Origin of the sequence: Streptomyces vulcanius (assembly GCF_042653945.1) — a bacterium.
Lineage (GTDB): Bacteria > Actinomycetota > Actinomycetes > Streptomycetales > Streptomycetaceae > Streptomyces > Streptomyces mangrovi.
The window spans coordinates 166,003-181,651 of sequence record NZ_JBHSFK010000015.1; the positions used below are offsets into that span (position 1 = coordinate 166,003).

General features: G+C 67.8%; 14 protein-coding genes and 3 pseudogenes. 8 read left to right on the plus strand and 9 right to left on the minus strand.

The window, feature by feature from the left end; translation table 11 throughout:
* Positions 1–214: 214 nt before the first annotated feature.
* Positions 215–517 (plus strand): thioredoxin domain-containing protein, encoded by a 303-nt coding sequence (locus tag ACFPIH_RS23895; RefSeq protein WP_381174868.1) that lies wholly within the window; start codon positions 215–217, stop codon positions 515–517.
* A gap of 277 nt (positions 518–794) precedes the next feature.
* On the opposite strand, the gene ACFPIH_RS23900 is transcribed toward ACFPIH_RS23895, so the two are convergent.
* On the minus strand, positions 795–2,231 hold the full coding sequence (locus tag ACFPIH_RS23900) for an amidase (RefSeq protein WP_381174866.1): 1,437 nt from the start codon (positions 2,229–2,231) through the stop codon (positions 795–797).
* Positions 2,232–2,325: 94 nt separating this feature from the next.
* Between ACFPIH_RS23900 and ACFPIH_RS23905 the strand changes: the two genes are divergently transcribed.
* Entirely contained in the window at positions 2,326–2,973 is a 648-nt protein-coding gene (locus ACFPIH_RS23905; RefSeq protein WP_381174864.1) for a TetR/AcrR family transcriptional regulator, read from the plus strand.
* A 24-nt stretch (positions 2,974–2,997) separates the two neighbouring features.
* Here the strand turns inward: ACFPIH_RS23905 and ACFPIH_RS23910 are convergent.
* Positions 2,998–3,313, minus strand: a pseudogene (locus ACFPIH_RS23910) (transposase); the annotation flags it as partial.
* 45 nt (positions 3,314–3,358) lie between these two features.
* On the opposite strand from ACFPIH_RS23910, the pseudogene ACFPIH_RS23915 reads away from it, so the two are divergent.
* A pseudogene (locus ACFPIH_RS23915) lies at positions 3,359–4,167 on the plus strand (IS5 family transposase); the annotation flags it as partial.
* A gap of 467 nt (positions 4,168–4,634) precedes the next feature.
* Here ACFPIH_RS23915 and ACFPIH_RS23920 read toward each other — a convergent pair.
* Positions 4,635–5,384: an SDR family NAD(P)-dependent oxidoreductase gene (locus tag ACFPIH_RS23920; protein ID WP_381174862.1), complete on the minus strand. Its 750-nt coding sequence runs from the start codon at positions 5,382–5,384 to the stop codon at positions 4,635–4,637.
* 241 nt (positions 5,385–5,625) lie between these two features.
* Between ACFPIH_RS23920 and ACFPIH_RS23925 the strand changes: the two genes are divergently transcribed.
* Positions 5,626–6,534, plus strand: coding sequence for a LysR family transcriptional regulator (locus ACFPIH_RS23925; RefSeq protein ID WP_381174859.1), 909 nt, complete (start codon positions 5,626–5,628; stop codon positions 6,532–6,534).
* A gap of 247 nt (positions 6,535–6,781) precedes the next feature.
* On the opposite strand, the gene ACFPIH_RS23930 is transcribed toward ACFPIH_RS23925, so the two are convergent.
* Entirely contained in the window at positions 6,782–7,690 is a 909-nt protein-coding gene (locus ACFPIH_RS23930) for a LysR family transcriptional regulator (protein WP_381174857.1), read from the minus strand.
* Between the two features lie 72 nt (positions 7,691–7,762).
* Here ACFPIH_RS23930 and ACFPIH_RS23935 point away from each other — a divergent pair, with 72 nt between their 5' ends.
* Both ACFPIH_RS23935 and ACFPIH_RS23940 read left to right on the plus strand, forming a co-directional pair.
* Entirely contained in the window at positions 7,763–8,152 is a 390-nt protein-coding gene (locus ACFPIH_RS23935; protein WP_381174855.1) for a RidA family protein, read from the plus strand.
* 266 nt (positions 8,153–8,418) lie between these two features.
* A complete protein-coding gene (locus tag ACFPIH_RS23940) occupies positions 8,419–8,772 on the plus strand; it encodes an antibiotic biosynthesis monooxygenase family protein (RefSeq protein ID WP_381174853.1) in 354 nt (117 codons plus the stop codon).
* Between the two features lie 47 nt (positions 8,773–8,819).
* On the opposite strand, the gene ACFPIH_RS23945 is transcribed toward ACFPIH_RS23940, so the two are convergent.
* Together ACFPIH_RS23945 and ACFPIH_RS23950 are read right to left on the minus strand one after the other, a co-directional pair.
* Positions 8,820–9,533, minus strand: a complete 714-nt coding sequence (locus ACFPIH_RS23945) for a transposase family protein (protein WP_381174851.1) — start codon at positions 9,531–9,533, stop codon at positions 8,820–8,822.
* A 143-nt stretch (positions 9,534–9,676) separates the two neighbouring features.
* Positions 9,677–10,516 carry a class I SAM-dependent methyltransferase gene (locus ACFPIH_RS23950; RefSeq protein WP_381175150.1) on the minus strand — a complete coding sequence of 280 codons (840 nt, stop codon included), beginning with the start codon at positions 10,514–10,516 and terminating at the stop codon, positions 9,677–9,679.
* Between the two features lie 259 nt (positions 10,517–10,775).
* Here ACFPIH_RS23950 and ACFPIH_RS23955 point away from each other — a divergent pair.
* Positions 10,776–11,069: pseudogene (locus ACFPIH_RS23955) on the plus strand (PAS domain-containing protein); the annotation flags it as partial.
* 291 nt (positions 11,070–11,360) lie between these two features.
* Here the strand turns inward: ACFPIH_RS23955 and ACFPIH_RS23960 are convergent.
* A complete protein-coding gene (locus tag ACFPIH_RS23960; RefSeq protein WP_381174849.1) occupies positions 11,361–11,492 on the minus strand; it encodes a DUF6193 family natural product biosynthesis protein in 132 nt (43 codons plus the stop codon).
* Positions 11,493–11,705: 213 nt separating this feature from the next.
* On the opposite strand from ACFPIH_RS23960, the gene ACFPIH_RS23965 reads away from it, so the two are divergent.
* Entirely contained in the window at positions 11,706–12,224 is a 519-nt protein-coding gene (locus ACFPIH_RS23965) for a hypothetical protein (RefSeq protein WP_381174847.1), read from the plus strand.
* Between the two features lie 1,236 nt (positions 12,225–13,460).
* On the opposite strand, the gene ACFPIH_RS23970 is transcribed toward ACFPIH_RS23965, so the two are convergent.
* Both ACFPIH_RS23970 and ACFPIH_RS23975 read right to left on the minus strand, forming a co-directional pair.
* The gene (locus ACFPIH_RS23970; RefSeq protein ID WP_381174845.1) at positions 13,461–14,930 is read right to left on the minus strand and encodes a sensor histidine kinase; all 1,470 of its coding nucleotides are present in this window, start codon (positions 14,928–14,930) and stop codon (positions 13,461–13,463) included.
* A complete protein-coding gene (locus ACFPIH_RS23975; protein WP_381174843.1) occupies positions 14,917–15,597 on the minus strand; it encodes a response regulator transcription factor in 681 nt (226 codons plus the stop codon). Before ACFPIH_RS23975 ends, ACFPIH_RS23970 begins: the two co-directional genes overlap by 14 nt.
* Positions 15,598–15,649: the final 52 nt, after the last annotated feature.

Sequence of the window (15,649 nt, forward strand, 5' to 3'; positions counted from 1 at the left end):
CTTCGGCTGGGTGGCATTCGCACCCGATCCACCGTCGTGTGCCCCCGAAGCGGAGGCGCAGACGCTCCGTGACGTGGGAATCCACGATTCCGCGCCGCGCCCCTGAGACGCACGGACGATGCCGGTGGGGTGTCGGTCGACGGCTCGGGGCCGGACACCGGTCCTCGCCGCTCACGGCGGACGAGGAGCCGCCGTGACCCCGTCCCTGGACTAGATGGCCGCGGAGTTCGAGGGACGTCTGACCATCGCGAAGCTCAACGTCAACGAAATTCGGGCCACAGCTTCGAAGTACCGTGTGCGTGGACTTCCCACGCTGCTGCTGTTCAACAGAGGCGAGGCGGCTGTGGCCAGGACAGGGGGCCGTGAGCCGGGATCAGCCTGGCGTTCAACCTCGAGGGCTGGCCCGCGCCATCAAGGGGACTTCACGGTATGTCCCAGCGCGACGAGGCCGACACTGACGGCCAGAAGACACGGGGAGCGCAGTCGCTTGCCGGAGGGCATGTGCCGCCGGCCGTAGCCGTACGGGCCGCCTCACTGCGAGAAGAGGATCTTGTCGCCGTCGCGGACGATGACGTGGGTGTCGATGACGGGTTGTGCTGGTTGTCCGCTCATGTTCCTTGGGGGGAGGGCTTGGCGAGAGAGCAGACGCTAGCGGCAGTTGTGGGATGGCGTCGGCGATTCGGCGCGCTACGTCCGATGGGGTGCAGGCGCTGTTGTCGAGGATCAGCTGTCGGCAGACGATGGCACTCGGCCAGAAAGGAGGCCTGTTTCGCTGCCCACTGTCGTAGGACTGCCTACCGCGTGGCCGCTGGGACTTCCGGGCGAGGGTCGATCGGTGTGAGCACTCCGAGGCGGTCCTCGACCTCCTGGGCAGCATCCAGGCACAGGTCCTCCCGGAACGCGCGCCCGACGATCTGCACGCCGGACGGCAGGCCGTCGGTCACTCCGGTCGGTACGGCGACCCCGGGAACGCCCGCGAAGCTGGTCACCGTGCACAGGCGCATGGCCGAGCCGACTCGTTCCCGTCCTGCCTGGTCGCGTGACTCCAGCCCCGGCTCGACGGCCGGCTCGGTGAACACCGGCCCGAGCAGCAGCGGGTACTCGTCGAGGAACTCCGCCCAGGAGCGGCGGATGCCCAGCCAGACGCCCATCAGCTGCATGAACTCCGCTGCGGTGGCGGGCGGGGTCTTCTCCATCGTCATCTCGATGTAGCGATCTCCGCCCTCGCCGAGCAGTGTCCGCACCACCGGCCAGGTCGGGGCGAATTCGGTCACGACGATCCGGTGGTACGCCTCAAGTGCCTCGTCCAGCCGCGGAACGTCCGCCATCTCCCGCACGGCGTACCCGGCGTCCCTCAGCGCGTCGGCCGCGGCCGCGACAGCACCGCGGACCGTGGGGTGGACGCCGTGGCCGCCGGGATCGGCGACGACCGCGACCTTCACCGGTCCCGGCAGCGGCTCACCACGGACGGGCACCGGTACGGCCCGCGGGTCCCGCGGGTCGGTCCCGGCCAGCGCCTCGTATGCCAGCCGCAGGTCGGCGATCCTGCGGGCCAGGGGCCCGTCGGTGACCAGCATCTGTGAGGCCGGTCCTGGGTCGTCCGGGCCGAGAATACGGTGGTCGGCGGGGAATCGCCCGACGGTGGGCTTCAGTCCCGCCACGCCGCAGAACGAGGCCGGGATCCGTACTGATCCGCCGGAGTCGTTGCCGAGCCCGAGCGCGGCCATGCCGGTGGCGACGGCCACTCCGTCGCCGCCGCTGGAGCCTCCCGGAGTCCGGCTCCGGTCCCACGGGTTGACGGTGTCGCCGAACAGTTCGCTGCGGGTGTGCATCCCGGCCAGGATCAGGGTGGGTATGTTGCTGTGCCCGATCGGTATGGCTCCGGCGGCACGCAGCCGGGCCACCGGGGGTGCGTCGGTCGTCGCCACCAGATCGCGGAAGCGCGCGATTCCCATCGTGGTCGGCACACCTTCGACGGCGGTGGTCTCCTTCACCGTGAACGGCACCCCTGCCAGAGGCCCCAGCTCTTCGCCTGCGGCCCGGCGTAAATCCGTCTGCGCCGCGGCTTCACGGGCGCGCTCGGCCATCAGCTGAGTGACCGCGTTGACCTGCGGGTTGACGTCGGCGATGCGGTCCAGGTGGCTGTCGACCAGTTCGACAGCCGATACGTCTCCATTCCGGACTGCCTCTGCCTGGGCTGCGGCCGGCATCTTCCATAGGGCGTCCCGCACGATTCCTGTCCTCCCGATTCATGTGTCGAAGCGCTCGCGTCGGAACCATAACCCAGAAGCGATACGATCGTATTGGAAAAGGAGGCGCCCGAACATGCCCAAGCAGGTGGACTACGAGAGCCGACGCCGACGGATCGCCGAGGCCGTCTGCCTCCTCGCTGACGAACACGGACCTGAGGGAGTGACCATGCGCGACGTCGCCACCCGCGCGGAGGTCTCCCTGGGTGCCGTTCAGCGTTGCTTCCGCAACAAGGAGGAGATGCTCCTGTTCGCCGTCGACCACGTCGGCGAGCGCATCACCGAACGTGTACGGGCCCGCCTGTCCAGCAGCCCGGCCCAGTCGGCCGCTACCGCCCTAGGTCACGCGGCCACCGAGATCGCCCTGCTCCGCAGACAGCACCGCGCCGAGGCGCGGGTGTGGCTCGCGTTCGTCGCCCAGGCCGCCGTCAGCGAGCCACTCGCCGCCAAACTCCGAATCAGTTACGCGGCTCTCCATGGTCTACTCGGCCGCCTCATCACGGAGGCTGGCGAGAGCGGCCCGGCCGACGATGACGCTGCGACGCTCGATCCGCAGCGCGAGGCCCGGGCCCTGCTGGCCCTCGCGGACGGCCTGACCAGCCATGTGCTCATAGGGCACTTGACCACCGAGGAGGCCGAGGACGCCCTGCACGCGCATTTGGTCCGCCTCTGGGAACGCCTCCCCACCAGCCGTCCCGGAGAGGCCGTCTCAGAGGGCGTTTGAAGTAGGCAGATTACCCTTGATGCCCTAGTAAGTTCCTCGCCAGGTAGGGGTGGTCTCGTCCGTTATGCGCCTGGTGAGGTTGTCGACCGAGATGATGTGGATCATGGCTTCGGAGCTGGCGGTGAGGGTCTCGTAGTCGCGGGCGAGACGGCGGTGCATCATGATCCAACCGATGGATGCCGCGCTTCCTGCCGACGATCTTCTTGGCCGCATCGGTTCCCTGGCTGGTCAGGTCGTCATTGAGCTGGGCGAAGATTCCTTCGTCGCGCCACGCCGCGTAGTAGGCGTAGACGGTGCCGTGGTTCGGGAAGTCGTGCGGGAGGTATTTCCAGGGGATTCCCCGCGAAGCGCGGCCGGTACCGCCCCGTCTTCGGGGAGGGACACGTTGGCACGGCGACGCGGCTACCCCTCGGACACCTTCGACGACGAATGGGTCCTGCTCGAACCGCTGCTGCCCACCGCGGCCTGCGAGTTGCCCAAGGGGGGACGCCCGGAAAAGCGTCCCCGCCGCGAGATCGTGGACGCGATTCGGTACGTCGTCGATACCGGCTGCAAGTGGCGGGCCTGCCCCGGGACTTCCCGCCCTGGCGGACCTGCTACGGATTCATGGCCCGCTGGGCCGCCTGCGGCGTCGTCGGACAGATCCGTGACCAGCTCCGCAAACGCATCCGCCGTGAAATGGGACGGGCGCCCGGCGTGGTCGCCACCGTCAGCGACTCCCGGTCAGTGAAGGCCGCGGAGACCGTCGGAAAGGACTCGCGCGGCTACGACGGCGCGAAGATTATCAACGGCCGCAAGCGGCACCTGGTCGTGGATACCAAGGGCCTGCCACTGTTCGTCCTGGTCACCCCGGCCGACATGACCGACCGCGAGGCCGCGAGGCAGCGAAGGAAGTGCTGTTCCGGCTGCGGCTGATGCACCCGGAGGTCACCATCGTCTGGGCGGACTCCGGCTATGCCGGACAGGGCGGTGACCTGGGCGAAGAAGCACCTGAACCTGACGCTCAAGACCATCAGCCGGCCGAAGGACGCCGTCGGGTTCGTCATCCTGCCCCGCCGCTGGGTCGTCGAACGCTCGCTGGCCTGGATCATGCACGCCCGCCGATACGCCCGCGACTACGAACGGCTTGTCCAGCACTCGGAGTCTCTGATCACCTGGGCTGCCATCACGCTCATGACCAGGCGCATCACCCGCAGGCAGTCCCGCCGCACCAGCCAGCCGGCATCCCGCGAGAACGAGAGGGACTGACGGTCGCCCGGACCACCGCCACTCCGCTCCAGCCGCGGCGCGGTTCGTCCTCCACTTTTCCCACGGCGCCACTCAGTCGGCAAGGCTCGGCAGCACCGCGTCCCTGACCTCCGGCTTGCACACTAATAGTTCAGAGAATCGGAATCGCTCATCACCTGGGTCGCGATCACCCCTATAGCCAGGCAGATCACCCGTCGAAGCTCCCGCAGGAGCGGACAGTCGACCTCCCCCGAGGTTCAACGCGACTGACCGTCAGCAGTTCCCGAGCGGCCAAGTTTTCAGCCGTTGAACGGCGACAAGCCAACTGCCGTACCCGGAGTTCTCGAACTCGCCGAACCTACGAATGAGCGGAGTAATCCCGCGCCAAAACCGTAGGACAATCTCATGCCCAGTTCTGCTCCGGCCGAAGCGGGCTAAACCTGAGCCATACCGCCGTCGATGCACAGTTCTGCACCTGTCATGAAACTGCTCTCGTCCGAGGCGAGAAACAGCGCACCATTGGCGATCTCCTCGGGAAGCCCGAGGCGGCCCATCGGGACAAGGGTACTCATCTGGGCTCGGAGAGCTACTGGATCTTGACCGAAGTACTCGGCCTGTCCGTCGATGATGAGCGTGTCGATCGGCCCCGGACTCAGCACGTTGACCCGAAGACCCCGGTCGCCGAACTCCGCCGCCCACGTGCGCGCGTAGGAGCGCACGGCGGCCTTCGCCGCACTGTAAGCCCCTGCCCCGGGATCCCCCTTGAATGCCGTGATCGAGCCCAGCAAAACGATCGAGGCGCCCGTTCGCAGAATCGGCAGCGCCTTCTGGACGGTGAACAGTGTGCCGCGGGCATTGATGTCGAATGTGCGGTCGAAGTGTTCCTCGGTCACGTCCCCGAAGTTCGTCCGCTCAATGCTTCCAGCGTTCGCGACGATCACATCGAGGTGCCCGCTCTCCTGACGGATAGCCTCGACCAAATTGTCGAGATCACCCGACACTGTGGCGTCCGCGGTGACCGCCGTGACATGTCCCTCAATGGAAGCCTTCGCGGCTTCGAGCGCATCCTTCCGTCGCCCCGTGATGTAGACGTGGGCGCCTTCACTTCCGAACCTCTGGGCAATCGCCAGACCAAGGCCCGCGCTCCCGCCAGTGACGAGGGCTACCTTATTTGCGAGACGCATGCTTTCTCCTTGAGTCGAGACTGTGAGCACCGGACACATTGCTTTGCCTCATCCTGCTTTTGACAGTCGGCGTCGCAGGACTTGCCGTGCCTGCAGGACGCGGCTGCCGTTCCGCAGCTTTTCCGGCCCTGGTGGCTGCGCTGGGCGTGTACCACGGTAGGAGCGGCCCGGCATAGAGGCAAATAGTGGCAACGTATACTCTGCATTGACATCTCCTATGTCATGTCGAAGGTGGAGCCGAATGAACCTGCGCCAATACGAATACGCCCTGGCCGTCGCCGACGAGGGCTCCATGACAGCGGCAGCAGAACGTCTGCGGGTCACTCAGCCCTCTCTGTCGCAGCAGATCGGCAGCTTGGAGAAGCATCTCGGGGTGCAGCTGTTCACCCGCACCCCGAGCGGGGTGACGGTGACGGTGGCAGGGCGGGCTTTCCTCGCGGAGGCGAAGATCGCGACGGCCGCATCCCGGCGTGCCATCACGGCCGCCCGCGCCGCCAACGGGGAACTGGCAGGCGAACTCATCATGGCTGTCCACATGGGCCTGGGAGCACGCCAGCTGCCCCAGGCATTGGGGCAGCTGCGCAATCGCCACCCGAAGCTGCAGGTGACTCTCCACGAGGAGCCCGATCCCGCGGACATGGAACGACTGGTCCGCCAGGGAACCCTCGACATGGTCCTCGTGCACCGCATCCCCGCCGGGTGCACCTTCGACATTCACCCTCTGGGCGAGGAAGCCTACGTCGCCGTCTTGCCGAAGGGGCACCCGCTTCTCTCGGACGGCGCCGCCCTGCGCCTGGAAGACCTGGCGTCAGAGGGGTGGATCCGGTTCCGGCGCGCCAGCCTGCTGGACGACTACCTCGCCCGCCTGCTCGCCAACGCGGGCCTCAGCCCGCACACGGTGGCCCGGGCGTCACAGATCTCCACTGCGGTGCGGCTCGTGGCGCAGGGCTTGGGCGTCACTGTGGTCCCGGCCTCGGCCATCCCCGAAGGCTTCGAAGAACTGGCCTGCCCGCTACTGCCCTCCCTGACCGAGCCAGTCCTCGTCGGCGTGCGGCGCAATCCGGGTTCGGCAGAGACGGCCATGCTCGACCATCTCAACCAGCAGAACTGGTGCGGTACAGGCCTCCTCCGTCAGCCCGCAACTGTTTGAGCGTTCACTTTCCACGTTGCACCAATATGGAACGCGCACTGATGGGCCTCGCAGCACAGCTGCCACCCACCGTCCTCAGCGAGGTCCTCGGCATCTCCGTCGGAGTGGCCACCGGATGGGCCGCCGCCTCTGGCAGCCCCCGCGCAGTACGCCTCCGAACTCAGCCGCCGCTCGAAGAGCCGATGGCGGAACTGAGCGCCTGCCGTCACGGAAAACGGCCGTGCCCGACGCCCCCGGTGACGTGGGCCTACGACCTGTCCGGCGGATCTTGGTCGAGAGCGGCTAGAAGGCGTGGGACCAGGGGATTTGAGTCGTTCTTACGCCAGGCGACGGCGACTCGTGTGAGAGTGGTGTTGGGCTCGATCCTGCGGAAGGCAACGCCCTTGAGGCGAATGCGGCGGATGCTCTCCGGGGCCAGTGACACGCCAAGCCCAGTTTCCACCAGGGCGCAGACGGTCTGCCATTCCACGGCGTGCTGCGCCACCCGGGGCGTGAAGCCTGCCGCGATGCACAGGCTGGTGATCTGGTCGTACAGCGGCGGGCCTACGGCGCGAGGCAGAAGCACAAAGGGGCAGTCCGCCAACTGCTCGACGCGGACGGCGCGTTGCGCTGCGAAGGGGTGCGCGGACGGCAGGACAGCCACAAACGGCTCGGTCAGCACGATCGCGAATCCGAGTTCCGCGTCGTCGGCCGGCGGTTCGCGCAGCAGGCCGATGTCGATCGTCCTCTCGCGTAGAGCAGCCAGTTGCGGCGTGGTGGTCATTTCCTGGATGTCCAGCTCCACGGCGGGAAACCGTTCCCGGAAGGTTCGCAGCAGGCCGGGCAGGACGGTCAGGGCGAGGGAGGCGGCGAAGCCGATCCGCAGCCGGCCGACCCTGCCGCTGCCGACGTCCCGTGCTGCGGCCAGGCCGTCCGCGAGGCCGTTGAGGGCGTGCCGAGCGGCAGGAAGGAGTTCTCGGCCCGCCGGGGTGAGGGCGATACGTCCGGGTTCACGGCTGAACAGCGCGTGGCCGACCTTGCCCTCCAGGCGCCGGATCTGCTGGCTCAGCGGCGGCTGGGCGATGCCCAGGCGGGTGGCAGCGCGGCCGAAGTGGAGTTCCTCGGCGAGCATGACGAAGGCGTGCAGCTGCTGAAGGGGAAGTTCAGGGCGTTCCATACGCTCAGAGATATCACCCCATACCCAAAGCTGTATTAGACGTATCTGTGCTGCTCGCTTAGCGTTCGGCGCATGACGGAGCGACGTTCCATCCTCAGCGGCTCGACGTTCGAAGAACGGATCGGCTATGCCCGCGCCGTCGTCGACGGCGACTGGGTTCATGTGTCCGGGACGACCGGGTTCGACTACGCCACCATGACGATCTCCGACGATGTGGTGGAACAGGCCGAGCAGTGCCTGCGCAACATCGAGGCCGCGCTGGCCGAGGCGAAGTGCACCTTCGCCGACGTGGTGCGGGTGCGCTATCTGCTGCCCGACCGGGCCGACTTCGAGCCCTGCTGGCCAGTACTGCGTCGCGCCTTCAGCCAGGTCCGACCGGCCGCCACGATGCTCGTGTGCGGCCTCGCCGATTCCCGCATGAAGATCGAGATCGAGGTGTACGCACGGCGGCCCACTGCGTGACCGTCCGCTCAATCGGCGCTGGGCGAACGGGGCGTTGTGCTTGCGGGCGGGTGGGGCGATCAGCCGAAAGGGCACCGGACCTACCGGCTCGCCCATACCCGAGCCAAAGCCGAACAGGCCGGCTGACCTGGGGCGCGAGGCCAAGCCAGCCCTCAGGTGGCCCGGAGAACGCCGGCTCGGACAGCTTGACCAAGAGCCGTATCCCCTACGTATCCCGTTCAGGAAAGGACACCGGATCGTTGCACATCCCTCCTTACAGTGGTGCCGTGAGCAGTCACTCCGAAGCACCTGTCACGCCCGTCGCAGCATTTGAACCCCCCTACTACGTGGCTGTTTTCACCACGGTGCGAACCCAGAACCAGAACGACTTCAGCGTGACCAACGCACGCCTGGAAGACCTGGTGAAGGACCTCCCCGGGTACCTGGGGATGGACCACGCACAGACTCCCGGCGGGCTGGGTATCACCGTCAGCTACTTCCGCGACGCCGACGCCCTCACGGAGTGGCGGACCAACGTCGAGCACCGCTCAGCGCAGGAGCGCGGGCGAGCCGAGTGGTACCAGTGCTACACGCTGCATGTCGCGAAAGTGGAGCGGAGTCACGGGTTCACGCGCGCGTAGGTCCCGTAGAGCCGGCAGGCTGACCAACCGAAGGTCGCGCGGGCGCATCAGTACGCGGCCAGCGCAGCCGCACGACGGTGGACACCCTTCCCCCCTTGCCACAGATAACAGGGCGCCGCTTCGAACCAGCCTGACAACGCTGATCGAGATAGGGTTTGTAGCCATCGAGCCTGGTCGCACGGCTTTGCGGGAAGGAGGCCGACCGGGCGACGTGTTGCGATGTCGACGAGCACGGTTCCGTAGACACGGCCCTTGCGCTGGGCGTACTCGTCCACGCCGACCACGCGGGGTACTGCGGTGGCGGGGTCCGGAAGCGAGGCGATCAGCCTCAGCAGGGTGTTCCGGCTGACCGGAACCTTGAAGGCGTCCGTCATCCGGGCGCCGGCCCGGCCCGCGAACGCAAGACCGACCGACACCAGCGTCGACCGCAACCGCTCTGTCCGTCGCCCGAACCTGCGGGTGAGACCGGGTACTTGCTCGGCGAGGGTCATCCGCTCGCAGGATTCCTCCTCGCAGACGAACCTCCGCACCCGCAACGACACCACGACGAACTTGCCCGCCGTCGGTAGATCACGAGGAAGTCGCAGGTAGGAGCCGTGTATTCGCCCCGACCAGTACCCGCATCCCGGACCGGCCGCCCGCCCCGCGGTCGTACGGGCCTCGACCCGGACGACCGTGTCGATCACCTCGACCGATTGCACCAACACGCCCTCGACCGAGGAAAACAGCAGCTCGTTCAACTGCGGCAGCACTTCGTTCACGGCGAAGGACTGTCGACCACACCACCGTCCAGCCAGGCGACTTTCGGGCGGACCTCAGTGGTCGGTCGTAGGCGGTCGGTGCGCGCATGATTGGCTGGCCGCGAAGGAACCTGGCTCCACTCATCAGGCCCCCTTGGAAACGATCATCCGGGGAACCGGGAGGCGCTCTGCCGGCGGACCGCCGAGATCAGTCCGCCGGGCCGCTCCTCGCGCTGCGGCGGGGTGCTGATCGGGCGGCCGTAGGCGGCAGCGCGCTCGCGCAGGGTGTGGCTGTCGGCCTCCCAGCCGTGCCCGGCCAGCCAGCCCACCGGGTCGTCGGGCATCTCCGAGACCCACATGGACGCCGCCGATCCCGGCGCGGCGTCCGCGCCGAAGCGCTCGATCACGCCGCGCGAGCCCAATGTCAGCCCCATCCGACTGCCTGCCGCCGACCGCGTGCTGATCCGGGCCAGCAGTAGCTCCACCGCGTCCTCGGGCAGATAGATCAGTAGTCCTTCGGCGATCCACGCGGTCGGCTCGGCCGGGTCGTGCCCTGCGGCGGCCAGCGCGCCTGGCCAGTCCTCACGCAGATCCACCGCGACGGTGATCCGCTCGCAGCGTGCGACGGCCCGCTCCTGGCGCAGCACCGAAGCCTTGAAGTCCAGTGGCGCGGCGGTGTCGACCTCGAACAGCCGGGTGCCCTCGGGCCAGTCCATCCGGAAGGCCCGGCTGTCCATGCCGGCGCCGAGCAGCACGACCTGCCGAACCCCGGATGCGGAGGCCTGCTGCAACAGGTCGTCGAGGAACTTCGTCCTGATGACGATGGAGAACGACACGGCCAGCCGGCGGCGTCGTGCGGCCGCGTCATCGGGCAGCGGCGGCGAGGAGGGCCACAGGCCGCCGGCGGTGGCGAAGGCCTGTGCCAGTGGGTCGCGGAACAGCGCGTTCTCCCGCTCGGTCTCCAGCGCCCGCACCCTGGCCACCCCCACCGCCGTGGCCCACACTCCCGACGGCTGCACCCACTCCTGCTCATCAGTCACCGCGCCAGCCTAGAAGATCGATTCCAAAGGGTCTGATGAGGGGAGCCAGCCTCATGCGCGGCCTGCCAGTCATGCGCCCAGCCTCACCGCGAGAGGTCACTTCTTCGACGGGGTATGCATCGGCTCCAGTGAGGACAGCGAGAGGGAACCTGCGAACGGTGAGGACCCCATGCCGTAGTGGCCTCTTTCGGAGGGTGGTGGTCTTCCGGCGCGTCAGCTTGTAGAGGGGACCTTGGCCCCCATCGTCGTTCTGGACGCGCAGCTGCGCCATCTGTACGTCAATCCGGCATGGGTCAAGCTCAGCGGCCTGCCCGCCTCCGTGTTCCTGGGACGAACGCTCGGGGAAGTGCTGCCGGACCTCCAGAGACCGGACGACGTCCTGTGCGAGGTGCTCACGGACGGGCAACCTCGGGAGACAACCATCTCAGGAACGACAGGAGTGTGCTCTACACCGACGGCCTGGTGGAACGACGCGGCACAGGCATCGACATCTCGGTGCAGGCGCTTGAGACGCTGAGTCTGCCAGCGACACGTTCCTGGCTGGCCTGGCGAACGGTGCGTACGAGGACGACGTCGCGATCCTCGCCGCTCGCCAGGGTGAGGGGAATGAATGACCTTCCCCGCTCAGCCTTCGATGAGAAACGCTCAACCTTCGCGCGGTGTCCGGAGGCTCGGGGGCGGCGGACAGGGCTGCGGCGTCGTGGACGGCGAGTTCTTCTGGGGCGCCGACGAAAGGCTGGATGTAGGGAATGTCCCATGTCCAACGCTGCTCTGTGCAGCGGCTGAAGTGCAGCTCTCCCATTCCTGTTCATGGAAACAATTGGCGCAGGCGTGGTTCGGCGTAGGCCGCTTCGAGCAGTTCCGGACGGACCTGCCCGTCGGCGCGGACCTTCTGCCAGCCTGCTTCGACGAGGGCGTGACCCGGGGGTGTGGTGTCCATAGCGGCACATCATCCCCGTCGTTGGCCGAACCTGGTTCCACCAAGAATGGCAATGCGCCGCGGGTTCCAGGAAGCGTAACCGTGTGGTCCCAACCAGCGTGTCCCGCGCGGCTCGAACCACCAGGTCACCAGCCGGTCCGGGTTCCAACTGCCGCGTCCCGTCACAGAGTCGCCGATGCCTCGATGTCCGACCCCCCCTTCTATGCTCCTGCGATGACGTCTTACGAAGGCACGCACCCCACCGTCCTCGTCCGGGTGGGTAGCCGCTCCGCCCAGATCGACGACCAGCTCGCACCCACGATCCAGGCGATCTGGGAGTGCGGGTTCGACACCTTCACCTGCTGTCAGGACCTCGCAGAGAGCAACGCGGACTGGCCGGAGAAGCTGCCGCACATGGCGGAGTGGGTGAAGTCCCGACGTGGCTGGATGCTCATCGACTTCCCGGTCGACAGCGGACTCGCCTTCCTCTCGGCCGTTGCGAATGCCGGCCCTCGGGACGCGTTCTACGTGCGGATGACGCACTGGGCGGCCCCGGACGCGTGGGACGTGACGATCAAGCCGATGGACACAGCGATGTTCAAGGAGGACCTCCCGTCGAGGTTCCGTCCGCAACTGCTCCAGGTGAGCTTCCCGGCCTACGACCTGCCGGAACTGACCCAGCGCCTTCGCGATCACGCCGCCGGCCGCTCGGTGCCGCCCGCCCCCGCCGACTGGAGCACCGTAGGCCGTTAAGGTTCTGGGCGGCGCGGGGTCGGCTCCGGTCGAGCGCCTGCCTGGCCGGATGGGCCAACCAAAGCGCTCATGCCGTACGTGTGGCTTTGACTGATAGGCCGCCCAGCGCCCCGCGACGACACGGCCACTCATTGGGATGAGCGAACAGAGATCGCTTCGTAAGGACACGTCGGCGTGGTCGTCTGCAGGGACCCGGTCAACCGAACGACGGGGGAGGCTCGGGTGCCCGAGCTCAGGGCGGGGACGGACGCCGGCAAGGCCCTGGGCGGACTCCAGGCCGTGAGCCGAATCCGGCTCCTCGAGCGAGGAGCCGGCCCTCGCCGATAGAACATGGGCGCGCACGGTGGCGGCACGCCGCTCACCCGACCCACGGCCTGGTGCCGCAGGTGGCGACCGGGTATTCGGAGAGTTCCCATACTCGACTCCACCATTACTGGTGGAGGTCCTCACCCGGACCGGGCTCGTGGCCAAGGTCGCGATCCTCAGCCGCGAACGCAAGGCGGTGGTCCGTACTGGCGGAGACCACTTGTTCCTCACGTGCGGTATCCCCTGCGCTCAGGGCTCTGCGGCGCCGCGGCCAGGGGTAACCAAGTTGCCTGGAGACGGCGAGGATCATCCGGAACTGCAGCCATGGACGGTCTTCCCTGATAGCAGAGCAGCCCGGATGGAAGAGGAAGATGTTGACCTGGTCCGGTTCCCAGGGTCAGACGGACACGGCGCCGAGTTCGCAATCCCACCGTGCGAGCCAGTCACTCCTCTTTCGGAGGCCTTTCTCCAGCAGCCGTGCAACGGTCCGCGCCGGCCATATCGTCCTCGTCGGGATTGCGCCACTCGTCCCAGAGCACATAGTCGCCGTCGGGCTGCAAGGTCACGTAGAGAGCGCCGCGGCAGGCTTCGGTGCAAGATGCCTCGGCCAGTCGCACCTCGTGCGGTTCAGATGCAGCAGTGAGAGGGCCGTCCGGCGCCAAGAGGTACTGGGGATCTTCGCCCGGACCGCAGACGGCTCGTTCTGCGGCGATCAGCTGGTTGACCTGCTTCTTCGCGGGCGGGAGCTTCTTGCCCTCGGGCTTCTTGCAGGCGGTGATCTCCGACCCGCGCGCGGGTCGGGCGATGGAGGTCCACAGCAGCTGGGCTCAGCCAGGCGGCGGGTGAAGTGGATGATCGTTTCTGGCAGTGGCGGTGGGCGCGGTCATCTGGTGGTCTTCCGGTTCTGAAGGGCTGCCGCGGTGAAGCGCGTCATTTCTCGGCCGCGGTGGGGGCTCGGGGAAGGCGTAGCTGGAAGCATGCTCCGAGGGTCCGGGGGGTGAGGGTGAGGGTGCCTCGGTGGCGGTGGGCCAGGTCGCGGGCGATGGCGAGGCCCAGGCCGGTGCCGCCGTGGTCCCGGGAGCGGGCGTCGTCGAGCCGGACGAAGCGTTCGAAGATGCGCTCGGCGTCGTCGGTGGGCACGCCTGGGCCGTCGTCGTGCACGGTGAGGACGATCCAGTCGTCCTGGTTTCGGATGGTGATCTGGATGCGGTGTGCGGCGTGGCGGGCAGCGTTGTCGATGAGGTTGCGCAGCAGTCGTTCGTATTCGTCGGGGTTTCCGCGTGCGTGCGCGGGGGCGGTGCTGTCGCAGGTGAGGGTCAACGGCCTTTCGGTGAGGGGGTATTGCTCGGTCAGCCGGCAGGCGATGGCTGTCAGGTCGACGGTGTCGGGGCCGGCTGTGGGGGCGCGGGTGTCGAGGCGGGCGAGGAGCAGCAGGTCTTCGGCGAGGGCCTGGAGGCGGCGGGTCTGTCGTGCGGCGGTGGTGGCCGCGGCGGGCCAGTCGGTGCGTTCCGGGTAGGCGAGCGCGACTTCCAGGCTGGCCAGCAGTGTGGTGAGGGGGCTGCGTAGTTCGTGGGCGGCGTCGGCGACGAAGCGGCGTTGCTGGGCTGCGGCGTCGTCGAGGCGCTGGAGGGTGCTGTTGATGGTGGTGGCCAGGGCGGTGACCTCGTGTCCCGCGGCGGGGACGGTGACGCGTTCGCGAGGGTCGCTCGCGGTGACCGAGGCGGTGAGGACACGGATGGCTTCGACCGGCCGCAACGCGATGCGGACGGCGAAGTAGACGGCGGCGGCGATCAGTACGAGGCCGACGAGCCCGGCCCGCAGCAGCAGGCGGTCGGTGGTCTCGGTGATTGCCTCGGCTGTGTGCGGAAGCACCACCACATAGACCCGCAGGTTGGCGTCGGAGGCGACGCCCAGAGCGGCGACTTTGTCATTGCTCAGTTGATCGGCCCGGATATCGGATGTTATGACCTGATTGGTCCCGCCGGCTACAGAGAATTTGTCACTAGGGTCGTAGTCGGGGTTCTCAGGTAGGCGGACGGTAGTAATGAGCTCGACCCTCAAGGCTTTCGGCGGGGCGGGCATCACGTGGTGGGTGCCGGGAGCGAAGTCGTCCATACCTCCGCCGTAGGCGACAGCGGTGCGCCGGCCGGTCGCGACGACCTCGTACGGCACAGTGCTTGTGGAGTCGGGAATGACACCCTGTTCCAACTTGTCGCAGAGAGACCAGAGTTGTTCCTTGGCTTGATCTTCGGCGATCTGCGTGCTCTGGTGGTAGACGTCATGGTGGACCCACCAGCCGATGCCGGCCAGGATGACGGCGGCGGTCGAGGCAGCGGCCAGGGCCGCGACGGCCCGTACCGAACGCGGCCACCAGCGGCGTCGCGGCTCAGTCGCGTTCACGGTCGTCCACCAGCCGGTAGCCGGTACCCCGTACGGTCTGCAGGGACCGTCGGCCGAACGCGGAGTCCACCTTCTTGCGCAGTGCGCTGACGCGCGCCTCCACCAGGTTGGGGTCCAGGGCTTCGTCGGGCCACGCGTGATAGAGCAGATCCGATTTGGAGACCGCCTGGCCCGCCCGGCGGGCCAGCAGCTCCAGCACCGCGAACTCCCTGGGCGTGAGTTCCACCCGGGCTCCGGCCCGGCGGCAGACCCGGCCGGCGACATCCAACGAGAGGTCGCCCACGGCAAGGACGGGCGGGGCGACCGTGGCGGCCCGTCTGGCCAGGGCCCGCAGCCGTGCGACGAGCACCACGTAGGAGAAGGGTTTGGCCAGGTAGTCGTCGGCGCCCGTGTCCAGGGCCTCCGCCTGATCCCACTCCCCGTCCTTGGCGGTGAGTACCAGGACGGGGGTCGCGTTGCCCTCCCGGCGCAGCTGGGCGCAGACCTTGTAGCCGTTGAGCCCGGGCAGCATCAAGTCCAGTACGACAAGGGCGTATTCGCCGGTCCGGGCCATCCACAGTCCCTGCCGGCCGTCATGGGCGAGGTCGACGCTGTAGCCCTCGGCGGTCAGACCGGTGTGCAGGGTGTGGGCAAGGTCCACCTCGTCTTCGACCACCAGGATGCGCATGGGGTGCAGCCTCGCACAGCGCCGGCCCGCCTTCCTGATCGGCCGGTCAGGT